This is a genomic window from Lysinibacillus sp. NPDC097279, assembly GCF_044761745.1.
Lineage (GTDB): Bacteria > Bacillota > Bacilli > Bacillales_A > Planococcaceae > Lysinibacillus.
On sequence record NZ_JBIWDA010000013.1, the window covers coordinates 1 to 20750 of the forward strand.

Consider the following 20750-nt stretch of genomic DNA (forward strand, 5'->3'; position numbering starts at 1 on the left):
TTTTGATGTCCAAAATTTTGTTTTGTTCACTAACGAAGTTAGCTACTAAAAACTATATTGATTACGTTTTGCTTGTTCAGTTTTCAAGGTTCATTGTGTCGCTTCTTGTTTCAGCAACTCTTATATAATACCATTTTTTCAAATCGATGTCAACAATTTATTTTAATTGTTTTTGTTTTATATAAGTTGTTTCAGTTGTTGTCTTAACGACTCTTATTACTATATCACAATAAATATAGTTTGCAAGTCTTTTATAAAAAAAATATTAAAAAAGTGATTCCTAGCACACCAGGAATTCCTAATATTGCAATTGTGAAAACTGAAAACAGGTTGATAGGCACATTATAGCCGCCATACCCAACACCTAAATGGATAATGAATAGTAATAAAAACGCAAATGCAAATCGGAACCAAAATACAGAAATCCCTTCTAATACTTTTCCTAATTTAACATGCTTTCCTACTATATAAAGAAAAAGAAGCGCTACAGGCACACAAATACTTACAATTACAATCCACGGCATCCAATTGCCTCCTTCGATAATAATTATGTAAGTTTATGATTCCCATGTCGCTTCTATAACTCTTAACTATTATTTAATTAGCACTCGTCGAATTCTAGCTTCCTTAAACAAATAGAAATGTATACTCTCAGCAGCTTTTCGTTGAGCTAAAATTTCTAAATCATAATCATTTAATAGTTCTTCAATCACTTTCGCTTGCTGTAAATCTTCTTTTGTTTCTTTAATGAGATTAACAAGCTTTTCATCAAATTCTCTTTTTAATTTCCCTTTATTGCGGAAGAACATCTCAATCCCTCACTATAACTCTCGACGGCCTTCCATTGCCTTCGATAATGTTACTTCATCAGCATATTCTAAATCTCCACCCACAGGTAACCCATGTGCAATACGTGTTGTTCGGATACCCGATGGTTTCACAAGACGAGAGATATACATAGCTGTCGCTTCACCTTCAATAGTAGAATTTGTTGCTAAAATAAGCTCCTGTACAGTTTCATCTTGTAGTCGTACTAAAAGGGAGGCTACATTAATATCCTCTGGACCGATACCATCCATCGGTGAAATAGCTCCTTGTAGCACATGATATTTCCCATGATAATCACGCATTTTTTCCATTGCGATAACATCTTTTGTATCTTGAACAACACAAATTACAGAAGCATCTCGTTGTTTATCAGTACAAATATGGCATGGGTCTATATCAGTAATATTGCCACAAACAGAGCAATAGCTTAAATTACGCTTCGCTTCAATTAAAGATTTTGAAAAGGAAAGAACGTCATCCTCTTTCATTGTTAACACAAAAAACGCCAGTCGGGCCGCGGTTTTAGGCCCGATACCTGGCAATTTCATAAAACTATCGATTAGTTTAGATATTGGTTCTGGGTAATACATATTGTTACCTCCTAGAATGGAAGGTTCATGCCTTGTGTGAACTTACCCATTGTTGCATTTGTTTTTTCTTCCACTTTTTTAAGTGCTTCATTCGTTGCAACAACAATTAAATCCTGTAGCATTTCGATATCGTCTGGATCCACTACTGAAGTATCAAGATTCACTTCTACAACTTCGCGTTGACCTGTAACTGTTACTTTGACCATACCGCCGCCAGCAACACCTTCAAATTGTTCTACATTTAAAGCTTCTTGAGCTTCCATCATTTCTTTTTGCATTTTTTGCATTTTCTTCATCATGCCTTGCATATTTCCCATTCCACGCATAACCTATTCCTCCTAAGTAATCAGTCTTCAACAATTTCAATAAAATCCTTACCGAATAACTTTTCCGCTTCCGTCACAAGTGGATCTTGTGACGCCAGTGGTTGCGCATCATCGATAAACGGTTCTTCCGACATTTCTGTCGGTGGTGGTTCTAACAATTCAACATTCGGATCATCGTTAACTGACTGTGCTTTCTTTTGCGGTAATCCATGATCGCGAATAAACTCTTCACGCAACTTTAACCATGTTTCTTCTGGTGTACAAAGCATTTCATACATCGTGCCCGTTTGAGCTGCAATTAATTGTGTGAATTGCGCTTTTAGCATTTGATTGTCTGCAACCATTTGACAATGAATATCATACTTGAATTTTAACACAAAAGCACTTGAAGATGCCGCAACAGGTTCAGCTTCTGCTAAAAGAGCAGATTGAGACTTTTGCATTTGATTTAATGCTAGCGCCCATACCGCTTTTAAACTTTGCACATCTTGCTTTGTCGCATCCTTAAGCACTTCTTGAATACGACCAGTAGGCGCTTTGTAGCCGTTTGCACTTTTTGCGCGAGGACGTTGTTCTTTTGCAGCTTGACCAGCTTGTGATGGTGCGCCACTTTGTAATTGCGCTGACAGTTGTTGTACCATCTGCTCTAGTGCGACTATTTTTTGCGCAAGCTCTGGACTCATTGCCGTTTCGCTTGATGTAACGTTGTGATTTACGACCCCACCTGAAAACTGCGTCATTTTCAGCAATGCCGTTTCCAAATAAATTTTTGTATGATGAGAGAAACGCATTTCTTGTTGCGTTTTCGCTAAAATATCAATGTATCCATAGAGCATATCTGGAGCAAAATCATGCGCCAGAGCAAACACACGCTCTTCTGGTGATACTAACTCTAATAGTTCAGCTAGATTTTCACTCGTTTGCAAAAGAAGTAAATCACGGAAAAATGTAATTAAGTCCTCCGACAGACGCAATGGGTCTTTTCCATCTGCAATTAGTTGTTCTAAAAGCGTTAGCATTTGTGCTACATCTTTCACCTTTAAAGCTTCTGCTAAATCATAGAAAACATCTTGACTGATTGAGCCAGTAACTAGTAGCGCATCTTCAAGTTTCAACATTTCACCGCTGAACGATACAACTTGATCTAACAAGCTCAATGCATCACGCATACCACCTGCTGCTGATTGCGCAATTACTTTGAGTCCTTGTTCTTCAAACGGTAGCTCAATGTCTTCTAATACAACCTTCATGCGCTCAATAATATCGTTCGTTGAAAGTCGTTTAAAATCAAAACGTTGGCAACGAGAAATAATCGTCGCTGGTAATTTATGAGGTTCTGTAGTTGCTAAAATAAATACAGCATGTGGTGGTGGTTCTTCTAATGTTTTTAACAGCGCATTGAAGGCACTTGTAGACAGCATATGCACTTCGTCAATGATATACACTTTAAACCTGCTACTTGCAGGTGCAAAACGGACTTTTTCAATAATGTCACGTATTTCTTCTACACGTGAATTAGAAGCTGCATCAAATTCAATTACGTCTGGATGTGAACCATCAGTAATACTTATACAAGTTGCACACTCATTACATGGTTCGCTTGCTGGAGCATGCTCACAGTTTAAAGCCTTGGCAAAAATTTTGGCTGTACTTGTTTTCCCTGTTCCACGAGGCCCTGAAAACAAATATGCATGAGTTGTTTTATTCGCTAGGAGAGCATTTTGCAGCGTTCTTTTGACATGTGCTTGACCTGACATTTCTCGGAATGATTGTGGTCTATACACACGATAAAATGCTTGATACGTCAATAATTTCCTCTCCCCTTCTTTTTAAATATGATTAAAACCATTATAGCATCGGCTACGTTGTTAATAAAACAGTGGCCTTTTTTAGAATATAAAAAAAACGCATTCGCCTATAATAGACGAATGCGTTCGAATTGGCAATTTAATGCCGTGCACCTTTCTTCGACAGCCGCACATAAGCGTTACTCTTGTCGTTAGCTCAGATTAGGCAACCCCGCGGCACATGAATAAGACCACTTAATGCTGCTTCCTTCCGGACCTGACATGGTTCATGGGTATCCATTGCGCAGGACCCAATCGTCAACACTACGTGCAAAAGGCAGACCAAACAATACGGACAGCCTCGAAAAAGGAATTCAGTCTCGCTAGAGCGGATTGCGAGTTACAGGACACCGCTACCTTCCCACCTAGCACGGCAATAACTAGTATACTTTCAGTTTTCATAAATTGCAACGAATTGCACAAATTATTTATGTTCGTTATTACAAAATAATAAGAAGAAATATAAACAAAATTATTTTTCAAAAAAAGGTGTTGACGTGAAAATCAAAACATGATAAATTAGTTCTTGTCGATAAGACAACACAGCAATATAGTATGGAGGTATACCCAAGTCTGGCTGAAGGGATCGGTCTTGAAAACCGACAGGCGGGTAACACCGCGCGGGGGTTCGAATCCCTCTACCTCCTCCATTTTTAAAATACCGACTACATAATGTAGCCGTTTTTTTTTGCTCAAAATTGTATGTCATACTTATTAAATACCACTTCCTTTTAGGTTGTGGTATTTTTTTATTAGCTATTTTGCTTCTACTAAAAATTTAGGGAGGATATAAAATATGTACTCAAAGGTTTTTTTATCTCGTACTTCCCTCACATGGATTTTATTAATTGCCATATTAACTGCTCTCGGTAGTGAAATTAAAATTATCCCATTCGCTAATACGTCTTTTCGTTTTGGCTTAGGAACGATCATTTTCTTTTTATGCACATTGCTTAAACCAACACCTATTATTTTTGCGGGGGTCGCAACAAGTATTGTAACAACTGCATTACGAACGGCTATTAGTATCTATACACAAAACATATCCATATTAGAAGGTATCTATATTCATTTACCTGCAGCTACATTTTATTTATTATTTGCAATATGTCTGCAATATTTAAATATTCATCAATATCGCGAAAAGCCACTTAAGTTAGGGTTACTTGTTGCCCTAAGTGAGGTCATTAGCAATTTAGCAGAACAGTTGCTACGTTTCTTTGTACAATCTTATACAATTTTATTCATCCATGACTTACTGATTTTATTCGCTGTTGCCTTGTTACGAAGCTTTTTTGTTGTCGGAATTTATAGCTCTATTTTAATTGCTGAGCAAAAAAAGCGTGTACAAGAAATATTAACGATTGGCTCAGACTTATATGTAGAGACACTTTATTTAAAAAAGTCTATGAATCATATTGAGGCAATTACCGCCAATGGATTTGATTTATATCGCCAATTAAAAGCTCAAGGCAATCGCTCTGAAAGTTTACAGGCGCTTCATATTGCCCAGGAAATTCATGAGGTTAAAAAAGATTCCCAACGTATTTATGCAGGGATATCTAAAATCGTCGGCGATAAGAGCTTTGGTTCACTACGATTATCAGAATTATTACATTATATAGAAGACGGTAATAGTAAATATAGTGAATTACTCGGTAAAGAAATTCAATTTAACATTACTTTAAAGACCGATTTTGTAACAAATGAGCATATTGCCCTTCTAGCCCTTTTAAACAATTTAACTGCCAACGCTATTGAAGCAATAGAAGGACAAGGTGTCATATCTATTGATATTCAGCAACAAGAGGTTGATACTGTAATAACAGTTAGTGATGATGGAAAGGGAATCTCCGAAAGTGATCTTTCTATTATTTTTGAACCTGGCTATACGACAAAATATAATGTCGAAGGTGTAGCAGCTACAGGAATTGGACTTTCACATGTTGCCGAATTAATTTCTAAATTAAACGGCTCTATTTCAGTTGAATCAAATAACTTCAAAACAGTGTTTAAAATTATAATTCCTACGCAAACTATTCAAACGGGAGAGACTTAAATGAGGTATTTTATTGTAGATGATGATCGTGCTAGCCGCGTGATGCTAAAACAAATTATTGAAGATAGTGGTTTAGGCACAGTCATCGGCGAAGCACGTAATGGAGTGGACGCCATTCCTCAAATATTAATGACACAGCCAGAGTTTGTGCTAATCGATTTACTTATGCCTAAGCTTGATGGTATAGCTACAGTGGAGCATCTTCTCCAAAATCGATTTGAAGGACAGTTTATTATGATTTCTCAGGTTGTAAATAAAGAAATGGTTGGCGAGGCGTATGAACAAGGTATTGACTTCTTTATCCATAAACCGATTAACCGTATCGAAGTTGAGAATGTTTTACGCAAAACAACAGAACAGTTTCGCCTTAAAAACTCTCTATTAGTTATACGACAATCGTTGACTAACATCGACCTAAGTGAGCAGATAAACAATAAAGCCACTTCACGAGATCATATTCAATCCATTTTAAATGATATGGGTATTGTCGGTGAGATAGGCAGTGAGGATATTATAGCAATTATTGAAACATTGCTAGCACATCAGCATAAAATTGCACCACTTCCTCCTTTAAAAGAGCTTTATGAGGAAATAGCAGCTGTCACAAAGTCCACTCCAGATGAAATTTTAAAAGAGAGTAAGGCCATTGAACAGCGTGTGCGTCGAACAATTTTAGCTGCGATGATTAACCTCGCCAATTTAGGGGTAGTCGATTATACAAACTCAGAATTCGAATACTATGCACCTCGATACTTTGACTTTAAAGAGATTCGTCAGCTTATGACACAGATTGAAGACCACGGAAATCGCAAAGCAAAGGTCAATATAAAGAAGTTTATACAGGTGTTATATTCAGACATTTTAACAAAAGTAAATTAATTTTCTCGGATTTTGTCGGATTTTATAAGTCCTCCGTATTATTAAAGTAAGGCATGTCCTAAAAATTTTAATATAGGGGAGGAATTAAGATTTTGAAAAAGAAATTTAAACTCAGTTTAGCCGCTCAGATTCTAATCGGTTTAATTTTAGGGATTATTGTTGGTGGTATCTTTTATGGAAACCCCAAAATTGAGACATATTTACAACCACTAGGAGATATTTTTCTACATCTAATTAAGATGATTGTGGTACCTATTATCATTTCGACATTAATTGTTGGTGTTGCTGGAACTGGAGACATTAAACAGCTCGGAAGATTAGGCGGAAAAACGCTTATTTACTTTGAAATTATTACAACAGTTGCAATTGTTGTTGGTTTACTTTCAGCTAACCTGTTTCACCCAGGTGCTGGCATAAATATGAACGAACTTTCGCAAGGGGATATTTCGAAATACGTTACAACAACTGAAGAAGTACAACATGAAGGACCATTCGATATTATTGTAGGTATTGTACCAACAAATATTATTCAATCAATGGCTGAAGGCAATATGCTTGCTATCATTTTCTTCTCTGTTATTTTCGGTTTAGGGGTAGCTGCAATTGGAGATCGAGGAAAACCAGTATTAGACTTCTTCCAAGGTGTAGCAGACGCGATGTTCTGGGTAACGAACCTTGTAATGAAATTCGCTCCAATTGGGGTATTTGGTTTAATTGGTGTAACCGTTTCCAAATATGGGTTTGCTTCCCTCATTCCACTTGGTAAGCTTGCAATACTTGTTTATGCAACGATGATATTCTTCATCTTCATCGTACTAGGTCTTGTGGCAAAATTTGCTGGAGTTAACATTTTCTACTTGATAAGAGTATTAAAAGACGAATTAATTTTAGCATTCTCCACAGCTAGTTCGGAAGCCGTATTACCACGTGTAATGCAGAAGATGGAGAAACTAGGTGCACCGAAAGATATTGTATCCTTTGTTATCCCTACAGGTTATTCCTTTAACTTAGATGGTTCAACATTGTATCAAGCAATCGCTGCATTATTCATTGCTCAAATGTACGGTATTCATTTAAGCATCGGAGAACAAATTACGTTAATGCTTGTATTGATGGTTACCTCTAAAGGTATTGCAGGTGTACCAGGCGTATCATTCGTAGTATTACTTGCAACTTTAGGTACTGTTGGTATTCCTATTGAAGGTTTAGCATTCATTGCAGGTATCGACCGTATTCTTGATATGGGACGTACAGTAGTAAACGTAATCGGTAACTCTTTAGCGTCATTAGTAATGGCGAAATGGGAAGGCCGCTTCGATAAAGAAAAGATGAAAAACTACTTTAAAAACAACGAAAATTTAGCTTAATACAAAAAAATCCTCACGATGGACGAATGCATCGTGAGGATTTTTTTATTTTGCTAGTACTTTATCTAAATAAGCAATAATAGACTCTTTGCCGTTTGCATGTGCTTCTTGTGCACGTACTTCATCCTTTTCCACTTTAAGCTCAGCAGCTACTACAATGCGCTCTGCATCCTCCTGTGGAACAACAATAACACCATCAACATCTCCGATAATATAATCGCCAGGCTGCACGGTTACACCGCCAATAGCAATTGGTACATTAACTTTGCCACCGCCATTTTTATTGCCAGCAGCTACAGTCGTACCTAGAGCAAATACAGGGAAATCCAGCTCGCGAATGGCAGCAATATCTCGAATAACACCATCCACTACGAAGCCCTGTACACCAATACCCTTTGCTAAAGAAATAACAAAATCCCCTGCAACTGCTCGATTTGTATTCCCCTTTGCATCGATTACTAAAATATCGCCCTCATGAGCAGCTCGAATCGCTTCTAGTACCGCTCCATTTTCTCCGTCTGGTAAACGTACAGTAACCGCTCGTCCCGCTATTTTAAAATGATCGGCTAACGCTTTAATATTACTACGTAAATTTGTATGGCCCCCAGTTGCATCGGAAATTGCTGTCGTTGGTAAATGTTTAAAACTTACTTCCACCTTTGTCATACACAACACCCCTATTTATAATTTATGAAGCCCTTTCACAATTATTGTAAATAAAATGCAGCTACTATTTCAATATATTTAGAAAACTTATCGTGTTATTTATAAATGAACATACAAGAGTGGCTATTTTACTGGCATCCGTCTGTGCTAGCCTTTATAAGAAAATAAAAAAGCCTGTGGCAGTTTAGGCTTAATCGCCACTTGCCGCACGCTCGTTTTAAATTATTTCGATAAATTGTTTTGATCGTTCATCTAATGCCTCAGCAGCAGAAGCAATTTCAGCAAAATCACTTGTTGTGACATTTATTTGCCCATTAGACTTTTCAACTTCCTCAGAAATCCGTGTAATGCTTTCCGTAACTTGCTCAATCTCACGAACAATGCCTTCCACATTTTCTTTTACTTCTGAAATCGATTGCTCAACTCTAACTGAAAGTTTCCGAACCTCTTTCGCTACAACATCAAAGCCTCTTCCATACTCACCAGCTCTTGCAGCTTCAATTGCTGCATTTAAAGCGAGTAAGTTTGTTTGAGAAGCAATCCCTTGAATGGTTTTGACAATACCTTTAATCGATTCAGCTTGATTTTGTAAATGGGCAAGATTTTTTACGTTCTCTGTGGATTCTTTTGATACTTGTTGAATAGTTTCAAGTAAACGCTCACTATTTTTTATACCTGCCTCTGAACGACTATAAAGCTCGGTGGACATTTGTTTCAACTGATCTGCTACATTGACTATCGTTTTTTGACGATCAGTTACATTTGTTGCGATTTTAGATACGCCGATGACTCTTCTGGAGTTATTCTCAAATACAGGCATATAGGTCGCCTCAAGCCAAATGCTATTGCCTTGGGCATCCATCCGCTCAATTTTATCCTGATAACTATTACCTGCTGTCAGGTAGCGCCAAAATTTTTCATAGTCAGGGCTTTTTAAGAAGTTAGGAAAACAAAATTCTCTATGGTCTTTACCGATCATTTCCTCAACTGTATAGCCCATTGTTTTCGCAAAAAGTTCATTTACATACGCCACTTTACGATGCATATTAAAACGAATAATCGCTATATTGCGTTCTATTGCTTGCACGACTAAATCATCTGTGACTTGTGTATCAATTTTATTCATAAAATCCACCTCCGTCGTCCTAATTTACTAGTGTGAGTCATCCTGTATTTTCTTTTATAATAAATTAGATTGTTATATATTATAATATAACTAATTGTATATTAAAAATACTATAAATTTTCATTTTTGGTACTTTATTCACACCATTGTTATTCTATCAATGCTAAAACTTCTTCCGCTGTTGTAGCTACACGAATTAATGACTTGTGTTCTGGACGGATAAAGCCCTCTTCTAACATTCTATTAAAATGCTGTAGCAATGCATCATAAAAACCATTCACATTAAATAAAATAACTGGCTTCTCATGCAATCCAATCTGAGCCCATGTAAATACCTCAAAATATTCATCCAATGTACCGCCACCACCTGGCAATGCAATAAAGGCATCCGCTAAATCTACCATTTTTGCCTTGCGTACATGCATTGACTCTACGAAATGAATTTCTGTCAATGAAGCGTGGACGATTTCTTGTTTTTGTAAATGCGTTGGCATGACACCAATCACTTCTCCCCCTGCTGTTAAAGTAGCATCTGCAACTTTCCCCATTAATCCTATTTTAGAGCCTCCATATATAACACCATGACCGTGTTTCGCTAATACTGTTCCTAACTCAGTTGCTTTTTCAGCATAGATGGGATTAACGCCTAATCCTGAACCACAATATACCGCAATCTTCATCCTTATTCCTCCTATTACAAAAGACGTGATTACAATAAGCTTCGTATTGTCTCACGTCTTTTGGTCTTTTTATTTTTATTTAGCCTTGCAATTTTATTCTTTACGTATAAATCATAACTTGTTTAGGCCAGCCACTTCGCTTTCGGCCAGAACGCATGAATTTTCTCTACTTCAAAGCATTTACGTTTGCATAGGACTTCTCCTTATTTCCGTAAATGACTTGTTTGTTTTAGCATATGACTGATACGGCTCACAATTGATTCAATTGCGTCTGGATTTTTCATTAAATCATAATCATTAATATCTAATCGTAGTACTGGACATGAATTAAAATTATTAATCCAATCTTCGTAGCGCTCATGCATTTCAATCCAATAATCATTTGGTGTTTGCTGCTCCATCTCACGACCACGCTCTTGGATACGGCCAATGACGTCATCGATCGGTCCCTCTAAATAAACGACTAAGTCTGGGTGTGGGAAATAAGGGGTCATCACCATGGCATCAAATAAATTACGATATGTCTCGTAATCTATCGGACTCATTGTCCCTTTATCAAAGTGCATCTTTGCAAAAATCCCTGTATCTTCATAAATAGAGCGATCTTGAACAAAGCCACCACCATATTCAAAAATACGCTTTTGCTCTTTAAAACGTTCAGCTAAGAAATACACTTGTAAGTGGAAGCTCCATTTTTCAAAGTCATCATAAAATTTATCTAAATACGGATTGGTGTCTACTTTTTCAAATGATGTACGGAACTTTAACGCTTCTGCTAGCGCCCTTGTCATCGTTGACTTTCCTACACCTACAGTCCCAGCAATTGTAATGACAGTTTGTGGGGGAATATCATATTTCTCTCTCAAATTCATTATTGCAAGCTCCTTTGTTGTAACGTTTCTTCAATTGTTTTTAAAACATATTGTAAATCTTGCGGGTTTTTTACAAAATCAAGCTGATCTCCGTTAAATCGTATAACAGGAATTTCAGGATGCAACTTCTCAAAATGTTCAGTAAAGGTATGATAATCTGCTACTAGTTGCTCCATGTATTCACGAGAAATCATTTTCTCAAATTCACGCCCTCGTTTAGCAATGCGTTGCATTAATGTATCTACACTGGCATGTAAATAAACGACTACATTTGGCACAGGCATATCCTTCGTTAAAATCTGATAGATTTCTTCATACTTATCATACTCAGCAGGTGCCAACGTACGTTTCGCGAAAATTAAATTTTTAAAAATATGATAGTCCGATACAACAGAGTTTTTTTGTGCCAACCGCATTTTTTTGATATCTGTTAATTGCTTATAGCGATTACATAGGAAGAACATTTCGGTTTGGAAACTCCATTCCTCAATATCTTCATAAAACTTATTTAAAAACGGATTCTCGTCTACTATTTCTTTTAATAGATGGTAATTAAATGTCGCTGATACCTCTTTTGCCAAAGAAGTTTTGCCTACACCAATCGGACCTTCTACCGCAACAAATGGAACTGTCACCAGAAGTTCCTCCTTTATGTTTAGAATTCTATGAGTCAATTATGTCCTTATTTTAAGGCTGTATTGTTTAAAACTAAAAATGAATCAGTGCTTTTCATTGTATCATAGTGAGAAAATGAAAAACAGAATCAACATGAATCTCAATTTTTAACATTTTTAGTTTAGCATTCTTGATAGATACGCCAATAAAAAAAAGACCCACCGTAGTGGGTCCAAATATTGCGATTGATTTCTGCTACGGTGGACGCTTTCCTCAAACAAACTATCAATAAACTACCTCTTCGTAATTCCCACTTTTAGTTTGGAAATTGTTTGAGAATTGTTTGAGTGCCTGTCACTATAATTTTACTCGTTGAAGACGTAGGGCATTTAAGACAACAGATACGGAGCTGAATGCCATCGCTGCGCCTGCTACCCATGGTGCAAGTAGACCCATTGCTGCAATAGGAATACCTAATGTATTATAAGCAAATGCCCAAAATAGATTTTGTTTAATATTGCGCATTGTTTTACGACTCATAATAATTGCTTCCGCAATGCTATTTAAATCTCCACGAATTAACGTAATATCAGCGGCTTCCATTGCGACATCTGTACCTGTACCAATGGCCATCCCAATATTTGCTGTTGCTAATGCAGGTGCATCATTTATGCCATCTCCTACCATCGCAACGTTTTTGCCTGCTGCTTGAAGTTTTTTCACTTCATCTGCTTTTCCTTCTGGAAGTACTTCCGCGATAACGTCATTAACACCCACTTCATCTCCAATTGCCTGTGCAGTCCGTTTGTTATCGCCTGTCATCATAATGACTGTAATGCCCATTGCCTGCAAACGATGAATTGCTTCTTTGGAAGTATCTTTTACTGTATCTGCTACAGCAACGAGACCAGCGAATTGACCATTAATTGCAGCCAACATTGCCGTTTTACCACTCTCTTCGAATTGCTCCATCGTTGGCAATATATGCTCAATATCAATATCGTATTGTTGCATTAATTTACGTGTTCCAATGACAACACCTTGACCAGAAACAGTTGCTTGCACACCATAACCAGGTATTGCCTCAAAAAATTGAACATTGCCAAGCTCGATACCTTTATCCTCAATTCCTTGAACAATTGCTTGTGCTAACGGATGCTCCGATTGTTTCTCCGCTGCACCAATTAATGAAAGAACATGTGTCTCCTCTTGATTGGCACCCAGTACGACATCCGTTAACACTGGTTTTCCGTGTGTAACCGTCCCTGTTTTATCGACAACAACGGTATCAATGCGTTGCGTTTGTTCTAAATGTTCGCCACCTTTAAATAAAATACCAAATTCAGCAGCTCGACCAGAACCTGCCATAATAGAAGTTGGGGTCGCTAAGCCAAGTGCACATGGACAAGCAATGACAAGAACGGCAATTAAAACTTCAAGTGCTGGTGTAAATTCCCCTGGTTTTACCCATATGATCCAAATAAGGAATGTCACAATAGCAATACCAACAACGATTGGTACAAATATGCCAGAAATTTGGTCTGCTAGACGTTGAATAGGTGCTTTTGAGCCCTGTGCATCTTCAACGACTTTGATAATTTGTGCTAATGCTGTATCACGACCAACTTTTGTAGCCGACATTTTCACAAAACCATTTTTATTAATTGTTGAACCGTATAATACATCACCTTGCTTTTTATCTACTGGAAGACTTTCCCCCGTGAGCATGGATTCGTCAACAGCCGTTGTGCCCTCTAATACGGCACCATCGACTGGAATTTTCTCACCTGGTTTCACTAATAAAATATCACCTATTACAACTTCCTCTAACGGTACTTCTTTTTCTACGCCGTCGCGCACAACGATAGCGGTTTTAGCTTGAAGGCCCATTAGCTTTTTAATAGCCTCCGATGAGCGACCTTTAGCTTTCGCCTCGAATAATTTACCTAATAATATTAACGTAATTAAAACAGCACTCGTTTCGAAATAGAGATGTGGGCCATGATGCGAATTGATTGTGACAATTGCTTGATAAACACTGTAGAAATACGCCGCAGAAGTCCCCATAACGACAAGAACATCCATATTGGCACTGCCATTTCGAAGTGCTTTATATGCCCCTACGTAAAATTGTCTCCCTATAATAAATTGAACTGGTGTAGCTAACACTAATTGCACCCACGGATTCATTAAAAAATCAGGGACATATAAAAATGAGGTAAAAGAAAAATGGCCAACCATCGTCCACAATAGTGGTAGCGAAAGAATAGCAGACAAAATGAGTTTTTGTTGCTGTTGCTTTATAGCCTTTTCTCGATAATCTTCGGTTGCTTGCTCATCCGCCTTTTGGTGAGCTCCATAACCTAATTTCTCTACCTTTCCGATCATGTCCGATATAGAAACTTCTGTTGGATTAAATTCGATTGTTGCTTTTTCAAGAGCCAAGTTAACAGAAGCTGTTGATACGCCTGACAGTTTATTTAACCCTTTTTCTATGCGTGTCGCACAGGCAGCGCACGTCATACCAGTAATATCCAGTTCCGTTTTTTGTTTCACCACGCCATATCCTAATGCTTCAATCTTTTTTTCAAAATCTGCTTCATTCAATTTTGCTGGATCATATTTTATCGAGGATTTTTCAAGCGCTAAGTTTACAGTTGCTTGCTCGACACCCTCCATTTTGTTCAACCCTTTTTCTATTCGAGTTGCACAGGCTGCACAAGTCATACCAGTAATTTGTAAATTCGTTTCCTTGAACTCAGAACTCATTACCTTTCCTCCTTCTATCATACCGACAGGGGGTATATAGATTTGAAAATAATAGAGTGCTTTTTGAGCACCCTACTTATCTTATTTTACCTCATAACCTTGATCGTCAATCGTTTCTTTAATTTGCGCAAGTGAGACTTGTGCATCGTCAAACGCTACATCTACCAAACCATCAGCTAAATTTACTTTCACTTGTTCTACACCAGCGAGTGCACCGACACTTTTTTCTACTGAATTAACACAATGTCCACATGACATTCCTTGTACGTTTAAAGTTACATTTTGCATAAATATCTCTCCTTTAAGTTTAAAATGTTATATAAGAGTATATACCCTAAAAAATCATTATTTTTTCATTAATTTCTGAATGGTCACTACTAATTCATCTAGGACCGCTTCATCGCCCTCAGATAGACGATCAACGACACAGCCTTTTAAATGACCTTCTAATAAAATTTTCGCTACGCTATTTAAAGCGGATTGCGTGGCAGACAACTGCGTAATTACATCATCACAGTAAACGTCCTTTTCAATCATTCCCTTAATGCCTCGGATTTGACCTTCGATTCGATTTAAACGAGTCGTTAAATCCTTTTTTACGCGCTCAGGGTGGTGACTTTTACGACATGACGCAGTTTCTTCTGTTTGACAAGCATCATCTTTCACTGTGTCCTCCAACTACTTCACCTCCTATTTGATTATTATCATACTATACCCACGAAGGGTATGTAAAGTAGGCAATTTATTTTTTTCTAACTTTTTAATCATGATTGTGCTGATGGGCTTGCTCACTTTTAATATTACATAAAATTGATGCATCATGAAGATTCGCCACTGTTTCCAGTTGAATCGTTACATGCTTTATGCCCTTATGTTCAAGATTATGTTCAATTTCACGTAATATATGCTCGCTATCTCCAATACTGAGTTGACTATCGACTACTGCATGACACGAAAGAGCATTTGTACCACTTGTAATCGTCCAAATATGAAGGTCATGAATACTTTGCACACCTTCAGTTTGCTCGATTATTTGAATAATTTCCTGTGCATCTACATTTGATGGTGTTCCTTCCATAAGAACATGGATAGACGCCTTTGTGACAAAATATCCACTACGTAGTACTAACACTGCGACAATGACACTTGCAAGAGGATCTGCCCAACCCCAGCCGAAAAACATAATAACTAATGCAGCAATGATGGCGCCTACAGAGCCAAGCATATCGCTAAGAACATGTAAAAATGCTCCGCGCATATTCAAATTGTCTTGTGTATCGCCACCACGCATCATAATCCAAGCAACTAAAATATTTACTAAAAGGCCAATAACACTAATAATGAGCATTCCTGACGTTGCCACTTCTGGAGGATTTGCAAAACGCTCAATTGCTTCATAGAAAATAAATAGTGCTATTAATATTAATGTCACACCGTTTAATACAGCAGCTAATATTTCGAACCTTTTATAGCCATATGTTTTACTAAAACTAGCTGCCTTTTCTCCAAACATAAAAGCAAGTAGCGCAATTGCTAATGAAATCGAATCGCTTAACATATGTCCAGCATCTGATAAAAGCGCCAAACTATTTGTTAAAACCCCGCCAACTGCTTCAACAACCATATAGCTCGTAATGATTATAAAGGATAGTAAAAGTACCTTTTTATTTGCGCCATGTGTATGATCATGGCCGTGATCGTGATGATGCCCCATCGTTTTCCCCTCCAAAAATTTATTCATCCTAAACGTTTAATTGTGTGTAGCGTGTTCTATTGCTTGCTTTAATAAATTCATGATGTGATCATCATCTTTTGAATAATATAAGCTTGTTCCTTCTCTCCTAAATTTAACCAATCTTAAATTTTTTAAAAAACGTAATTGATGGGATACTGTTGATTGACTTAAGTCTAATATTTCAGCAATGTCGTTGACCGAGTGCTCATCAGAGCATAATAAATTTAAAATCCGTATTCTTGTCGGATCACTCAATGCTTTGAACGTTTGAGATACAACAAATAGCGTTTCTTCGTCTAAGTGCTGTCCCTTGCCACTCTCTACTTCTACTTGTTTAATTTGTTCATCCATTTTCCATTCCCCCAATGTTTATTTATATATGAGCATGTGTTCATATATAAATATATATGGTTATTTTAGGAATGTCAATTCAAAGCGAAGCACAAAACTCCACCTGCGTGATACACTATTTATAAGGAGAGATACTAGTGGACATTTTTAAAACAGACCGTATGTTTATGGGCCAAGCTTTAGAAGAAGCGAAAAAAGCTGCCTTGCTTGGCGAGGTGCCAATAGGAGCCGTTCTTGTATACGAAGGGGAAGTCATTGCGCGAGCGCATAATCTACGTGAAACAACCCAAAATGCAACAACGCATGCTGAATTAATGGTTATTCAGGAGGCATGTAAAAAAATAGGTAGTTGGCGTCTTGAACAAACAACGCTTTATGTAACGCTGGAACCTTGCCCTATGTGTGCTGGGGCCATTTTGCAATCACGAGTACCACGTGTCGTCTATGGTGCGCGAGATATGAAAGCAGGTTGTGTTGATTCACTCTATCACTTATTAAATGATGCTCGCTTTAACCATGAATGTGAAGTTACAGAGGGCATTATGGCGGAAGATTGTGGCCAAATTTTAACCGATTTTTTCCGTGCATTGCGTGAACGAAAAAAGGCGGAGAAAAAGGCGCGTAAAATGGCGGAAGGCACTTCTTTGCTCTCATATGAAAAAGGTACCTCCAAATTGTGAGGTACCTTTTTCTTTTCTATGATTATGGGGATGGCGATATATATGAAATGTGTCGTAGCAGCGACAACATCTTCATAACAACATATAATTAAGCTTAAAAATTACTGTTTAAAAACACACTCACCTTCAATATACGTTGCAAGTGGCTTTACATTCATAATTTGGTCTTGTGATATTTCGCGAGGGTCTTCTGCTAATATAACGAAGTTCGCTTCATATCCCTCTTTCAACTGACCTACATTTTCCATACTTATCATCTTTTTCGCATCCGCAGTATAAAGCTGCAATGCTTCTTCTACTGAGATGCGCTCTGCGGCGCCTAAATCTGTTCCATCATATGCAGTCCGTGTAACAGCTGCCTGAATCGTTACGAATGGATTAGATGCCTCAGCCCAAGATGTCGCTGGGGCGTCTGATGATAAAGCAGTTGCAATACCTTGCTGTAAAAATGTTTTCACCCCATATAATGTTTGCGTTTTCTCTAGGCCGAGATTTTGTAAGTAGCTTTCAATTTCACAAAATAGGAAGATTGGTTGTGGCACAAAGCCAATACCCCATTCAGCAGCCTTTTTCAATGCACTTTCTGATGGCATCGCTGCATGCTCAATACGAACAGATGGTGCATCTGTTAACCATGCTTCTTCTTCATAAAAAGTATCAACGATTAAGTCTATCGCTTTGTCGCCCATTGCATGAACGACTAATTGAATACCATACTTCCTTGCTACAGTAGACGCTGCTAAAAGTTCCTCTTTTGTCGTCATAGCAATACCTGTTTCAGTACTGTTTAAAAATGGCTCAGAAACTAGAGCTGTACGTCCCGATACACTACCATCCGAAAATAACTTAATTCCACCTATATATGCACCCGCTTGGCGATCTAAATTATCTTCTACTAATAAGTCATGCTTTTGTATATCATCCCATACATAATTAACCGCGACACGTTGCTTCAAACCTTTACTACGTGCCTTACGATATAAAGTTAAATAATCAAGAGGACTTACCGTTGCCATCATTTCTGTAATACTTGTTACGCCATAGGAAGCTAAAATATGAGAAAGCTTGACGAGTCTTGCCACAATTTCATCCTCAGAAGGTGACGGTAAATGTTGTAGCACTAAATTGCGCGCATTTTCACGCAGCACACCTGTCGGCTCTCCATTTTGATCTCGGTCAATTTGTCCCCCTTGCGGATTTGGAGTATCCTTTGTAATGCCCGCAATTTCTAGTGCCTTACTATTAACAGAAATAATATGTCCGCACGTACGCATGACGATAACAGGTAAGGCTGTCGATGCACGATCTAAATCTTCTTTTAGTGGTGCACGTTTTTCAGCAAGCTTCCCTTCATCGTAGCCCCATCCTAAAATCCAGCCACGTTGACTAGCGTCGTATTTTTGCAAAGCTACAATCATTTCTTCAATAGAAAGAATTTGAGGTGGTAGACAAGCTACTTGCTCTAGCACATCTGCTAACATTATTGGATGCATGTGCGCGTCGATAATACCTGGAATAATTACTTTCCCCTGTAGATCAACAATTTCGCCCTCATATGAAGGCATATCTTCTTCTAAACCGAGCCATTGAATCTTGCCATCAGCAACAACCATCGCTGTAGCAGAGTGACTGTCGGTATTTGCTGTATAAATTTTTGCATTGCGAAAAATTTTCATTATTTTTCAACTCCTATTTCTTCAACACCAAGGTCGTTTGCGTTCATTACATGTCAAATCCTCTCAAAAGCCGATGGAAATGCATATAGCGTCGGGAAATACAAAGTAGTGAAAACTAGCATGTTTATCATAAACTGTTCCTTTAAACATCAATAAACTTACATAAGATTTATCTAAATAATAAAAAACTTTCAGCAATGAAAAAAGGAGATAAATTTTTATCTCCTTTTTGTAAAAAAAATTTTACAACAACTCGTATTTTAAACATTTATATTTTAGTAACTGACGTGAGATGCCTAAACGGCGCGCTGTTTCCGCTAAGCGCCCTTCCGTTTCCCGCAATTTCTCCGCAATAATCAGACGTTCATAAGCTTCTGTTAAATCTCGTAAATGCCCTGAGTGAATATTAGGCATCGACGGTTGAGCTTTTTGTTGTACCGTTCTTACAATGCGCTCTGGAATATGCTCTAGTAAAATTTCTTGCCCTGTTAAGTTGTTATAAGCCGTTTCTAGCGCATTTTTTAATTCACGGACATTGCCTGGCCAATGATATTCATAAAATAATTGAAGTACTTCATCACTATAACGAACATCCTTTTGAATTGTATGCTCATTATAAAATTGAATATAAAAATCAAGAATCGCAGGTATATCTTCTTTGCGCATATGAAGCGGTGGCAAATCTATTTGCATAACGTTCAGACGATAAAACAAATCTTCACGTAATCTTTTTTCTGCTAAAAGTTTATCTATATCTTCATTGACCGTTGTAATATATCTAATATCCACTGGCTCCCCATGCAGTATTTTCAAATCTACTGCATGCAATAATTTCGCCTGTAATGATAGGTCCAGCATATTTAACTGATCAATTAGTAACGTTCCTCCGTTCGCCTCCTGCAGTTTTCCTTGTTTCCCCTCAGCATCAACACCATAAAGCTGAGAAAAAATATTATCCTCTGTCAATATCGAACAATTAAGTACAATATATGGCTTCGTAAAACGCTCGCTTTCATTATGAATGCCTTGCGCTATAATATCCTTCCCTGTACCAGTTTCCCCTGTAATCAGAATCGAAGAGTTTTTCTTTGCCCCCCGACGCGCCTTCTCAGTTTGAGCTTTCATTTCTGCATTAACAGAAATTAAATCTTCTAAACGGTAATTTGTATAGTTATCTCGATACAATTTATGTCCGAGGAAATGATCTAAATATTTTATTTGTTTACTCTCATAAAAATGCTTTGAAAACTCAATAGCGCCAATAATTGCTCCCTTTTCGATAATCGGATAGGTTGAGCTTAGCGATGTATAACTAAAACCATTTAACGTCGTCAAAACCTGCTCAAAGTAAATGATTGGTTCCCCTGTTTGCAGTACTTTAAAAATTGTACTTGTTTCAGTAGATAAATTTTGATAGCTATCAGTCACGGTTTTTTGGAAAAATTCATCTGGTGTTAAGCCAATCTCTAACAATATATTTAAATCTGCTAAATCATAAAAAATGGCGCAGCCTTTTTCATCTGTAATTAAAACATTATCAAACTCTCGTAATGCTTGTGTAAATTGATGTAGAACCATGAATTTTCTCCCCCCTTGTCCCCATGAATTATACTCATTATAACGAATTTTCTAAAATAATGAGAGATTCGAGTGTTAAAAAAGCAAAAAAAAGCTATTTTAGAAA

21 protein-coding genes, 1 tRNA gene, 1 other RNA gene and 1 pseudogene are annotated in these 20750 nt (G+C 37.5%); 5 read left to right on the top strand and 19 right to left on the bottom strand.

What is annotated here, in order from left to right; all coding sequences use genetic code 11:
• Positions 1-251: 251 nt before the first annotated feature.
• The 6 genes from ACIQ1H_RS22670 to ffs all read right to left on the bottom strand — a co-directional run bounded on the left by ACIQ1H_RS22670 (position 252) and on the right by ffs (position 3965).
• Complete coding sequence (locus ACIQ1H_RS22670) at positions 252-524, bottom strand: pro-sigmaK processing inhibitor BofA family protein (RefSeq protein ID WP_228134237.1); 273 nt, start codon at positions 522-524, stop codon at positions 252-254.
• Positions 525-593: 69 nt separating this feature from the next.
• Entirely contained in the window at positions 594-809 is a 216-nt protein-coding gene (locus ACIQ1H_RS22675; RefSeq protein ID WP_402892263.1) for a YaaL family protein, read from the bottom strand.
• Between the two features lie 12 nt (positions 810-821).
• Positions 822-1418, bottom strand: a complete 597-nt coding sequence (gene recR, locus ACIQ1H_RS22680; protein ID WP_402892266.1) for a recombination mediator RecR — start codon at positions 1416-1418, stop codon at positions 822-824.
• Between the two features lie 11 nt (positions 1419-1429).
• Positions 1430-1744, bottom strand: coding sequence for a YbaB/EbfC family nucleoid-associated protein (locus tag ACIQ1H_RS22685; protein ID WP_228134234.1), 315 nt, complete (start codon positions 1742-1744; stop codon positions 1430-1432).
• Positions 1745-1764: 20 nt separating this feature from the next.
• Entirely contained in the window at positions 1765-3552 is a 1788-nt protein-coding gene (gene dnaX / locus ACIQ1H_RS22690) for a DNA polymerase III subunit gamma/tau (protein ID WP_402892269.1), read from the bottom strand.
• A gap of 145 nt (positions 3553-3697) precedes the next feature.
• Positions 3698-3965, bottom strand: an RNA gene (gene ffs / locus ACIQ1H_RS22695) — signal recognition particle sRNA large type.
• 183 nt (positions 3966-4148) lie between these two features.
• Between ffs and ACIQ1H_RS22700 the strand changes: the two genes are divergently transcribed.
• The 4 genes from ACIQ1H_RS22700 (at position 4149) to ACIQ1H_RS22715 (ending at position 7896) form a co-directional block, all read left to right on the top strand.
• Positions 4149-4241: transfer RNA gene (locus ACIQ1H_RS22700), tRNA-Ser, on the top strand.
• 146 nt (positions 4242-4387) lie between these two features.
• Positions 4388-5650 carry an ATP-binding protein gene (locus ACIQ1H_RS22705; RefSeq protein WP_402892272.1) on the top strand — a complete coding sequence of 421 codons (1263 nt, stop codon included), beginning with the start codon at positions 4388-4390 and terminating at the stop codon, positions 5648-5650.
• On the top strand, positions 5651-6529 hold the full coding sequence (locus ACIQ1H_RS22710) for a response regulator (RefSeq protein ID WP_024362951.1): 879 nt from the start codon (positions 5651-5653) through the stop codon (positions 6527-6529).
• Between the two features lie 92 nt (positions 6530-6621).
• Entirely contained in the window at positions 6622-7896 is a 1275-nt protein-coding gene (locus ACIQ1H_RS22715) for a cation:dicarboxylate symporter family transporter (protein WP_402892276.1), read from the top strand.
• A gap of 45 nt (positions 7897-7941) precedes the next feature.
• Here the strand turns inward: ACIQ1H_RS22715 and ACIQ1H_RS22720 are convergent, their stop codons facing one another.
• The 11 genes and pseudogenes from ACIQ1H_RS22720 to ACIQ1H_RS22770 all read right to left on the bottom strand — a co-directional run bounded on the left by ACIQ1H_RS22720 (position 7942) and on the right by ACIQ1H_RS22770 (position 16710).
• Positions 7942-8562 (bottom strand): RraA family protein, encoded by a 621-nt coding sequence (locus tag ACIQ1H_RS22720; RefSeq protein ID WP_402892279.1) that lies wholly within the window; start codon positions 8560-8562, stop codon positions 7942-7944.
• Between the two features lie 217 nt (positions 8563-8779).
• Entirely contained in the window at positions 8780-9271 is a 492-nt protein-coding gene (locus tag ACIQ1H_RS22725; RefSeq protein WP_402892324.1) for a methyl-accepting chemotaxis protein, read from the bottom strand.
• 42 nt (positions 9272-9313) lie between these two features.
• A pseudogene (locus ACIQ1H_RS22730) lies at positions 9314-9688 on the bottom strand (PAS domain-containing protein); the annotation flags it as partial.
• A gap of 149 nt (positions 9689-9837) precedes the next feature.
• Positions 9838-10368 (bottom strand): LOG family protein, encoded by a 531-nt coding sequence (locus tag ACIQ1H_RS22735; protein ID WP_402892282.1) that lies wholly within the window; start codon positions 10366-10368, stop codon positions 9838-9840.
• A gap of 203 nt (positions 10369-10571) precedes the next feature.
• A complete protein-coding gene (locus tag ACIQ1H_RS22740) occupies positions 10572-11240 on the bottom strand; it encodes a deoxynucleoside kinase (RefSeq protein WP_228134227.1) in 669 nt (222 codons plus the stop codon).
• Entirely contained in the window at positions 11240-11875 is a 636-nt protein-coding gene (locus ACIQ1H_RS22745; protein ID WP_305068704.1) for a deoxynucleoside kinase, read from the bottom strand. Before ACIQ1H_RS22745 ends, ACIQ1H_RS22740 begins: the two co-directional genes overlap by 1 nt.
• Before the next feature lie 337 nt (positions 11876-12212).
• Complete coding sequence (locus tag ACIQ1H_RS22750) at positions 12213-14624, bottom strand: heavy metal translocating P-type ATPase (RefSeq protein WP_402892286.1); 2412 nt, start codon at positions 14622-14624, stop codon at positions 12213-12215.
• Between the two features lie 81 nt (positions 14625-14705).
• Positions 14706-14912, bottom strand: a complete 207-nt coding sequence (gene copZ, locus ACIQ1H_RS22755) for a copper chaperone CopZ (protein WP_402892289.1) — start codon at positions 14910-14912, stop codon at positions 14706-14708.
• 57 nt (positions 14913-14969) lie between these two features.
• Positions 14970-15302 carry a metal-sensitive transcriptional regulator gene (locus tag ACIQ1H_RS22760; RefSeq protein ID WP_228134224.1) on the bottom strand — a complete coding sequence of 111 codons (333 nt, stop codon included), beginning with the start codon at positions 15300-15302 and terminating at the stop codon, positions 14970-14972.
• Positions 15303-15384: 82 nt separating this feature from the next.
• Complete coding sequence (locus tag ACIQ1H_RS22765; RefSeq protein WP_402892291.1) at positions 15385-16338, bottom strand: cation diffusion facilitator family transporter; 954 nt, start codon at positions 16336-16338, stop codon at positions 15385-15387.
• Positions 16339-16374: 36 nt separating this feature from the next.
• The gene (locus ACIQ1H_RS22770) at positions 16375-16710 is read right to left on the bottom strand and encodes an ArsR/SmtB family transcription factor (RefSeq protein ID WP_402892294.1); all 336 of its coding nucleotides are present in this window, start codon (positions 16708-16710) and stop codon (positions 16375-16377) included.
• 137 nt (positions 16711-16847) lie between these two features.
• On the opposite strand from ACIQ1H_RS22770, the gene tadA reads away from it, so the two are divergent.
• Complete coding sequence (gene tadA, locus ACIQ1H_RS22775) at positions 16848-17390, top strand: tRNA adenosine(34) deaminase TadA (protein WP_402892297.1); 543 nt, start codon at positions 16848-16850, stop codon at positions 17388-17390.
• Between the two features lie 101 nt (positions 17391-17491).
• Here tadA and ACIQ1H_RS22780 read toward each other — a convergent pair whose 3' ends face one another.
• The gene (locus tag ACIQ1H_RS22780) at positions 17492-19066 is read right to left on the bottom strand and encodes an amidohydrolase (RefSeq protein WP_402892299.1); all 1575 of its coding nucleotides are present in this window, start codon (positions 19064-19066) and stop codon (positions 17492-17494) included.
• A gap of 243 nt (positions 19067-19309) precedes the next feature.
• Positions 19310-20644 carry a sigma 54-interacting transcriptional regulator gene (locus ACIQ1H_RS22785; RefSeq protein ID WP_402892301.1) on the bottom strand — a complete coding sequence of 445 codons (1335 nt, stop codon included), beginning with the start codon at positions 20642-20644 and terminating at the stop codon, positions 19310-19312.
• Between the last annotated feature and the right edge of the window lie 106 nt (positions 20645-20750).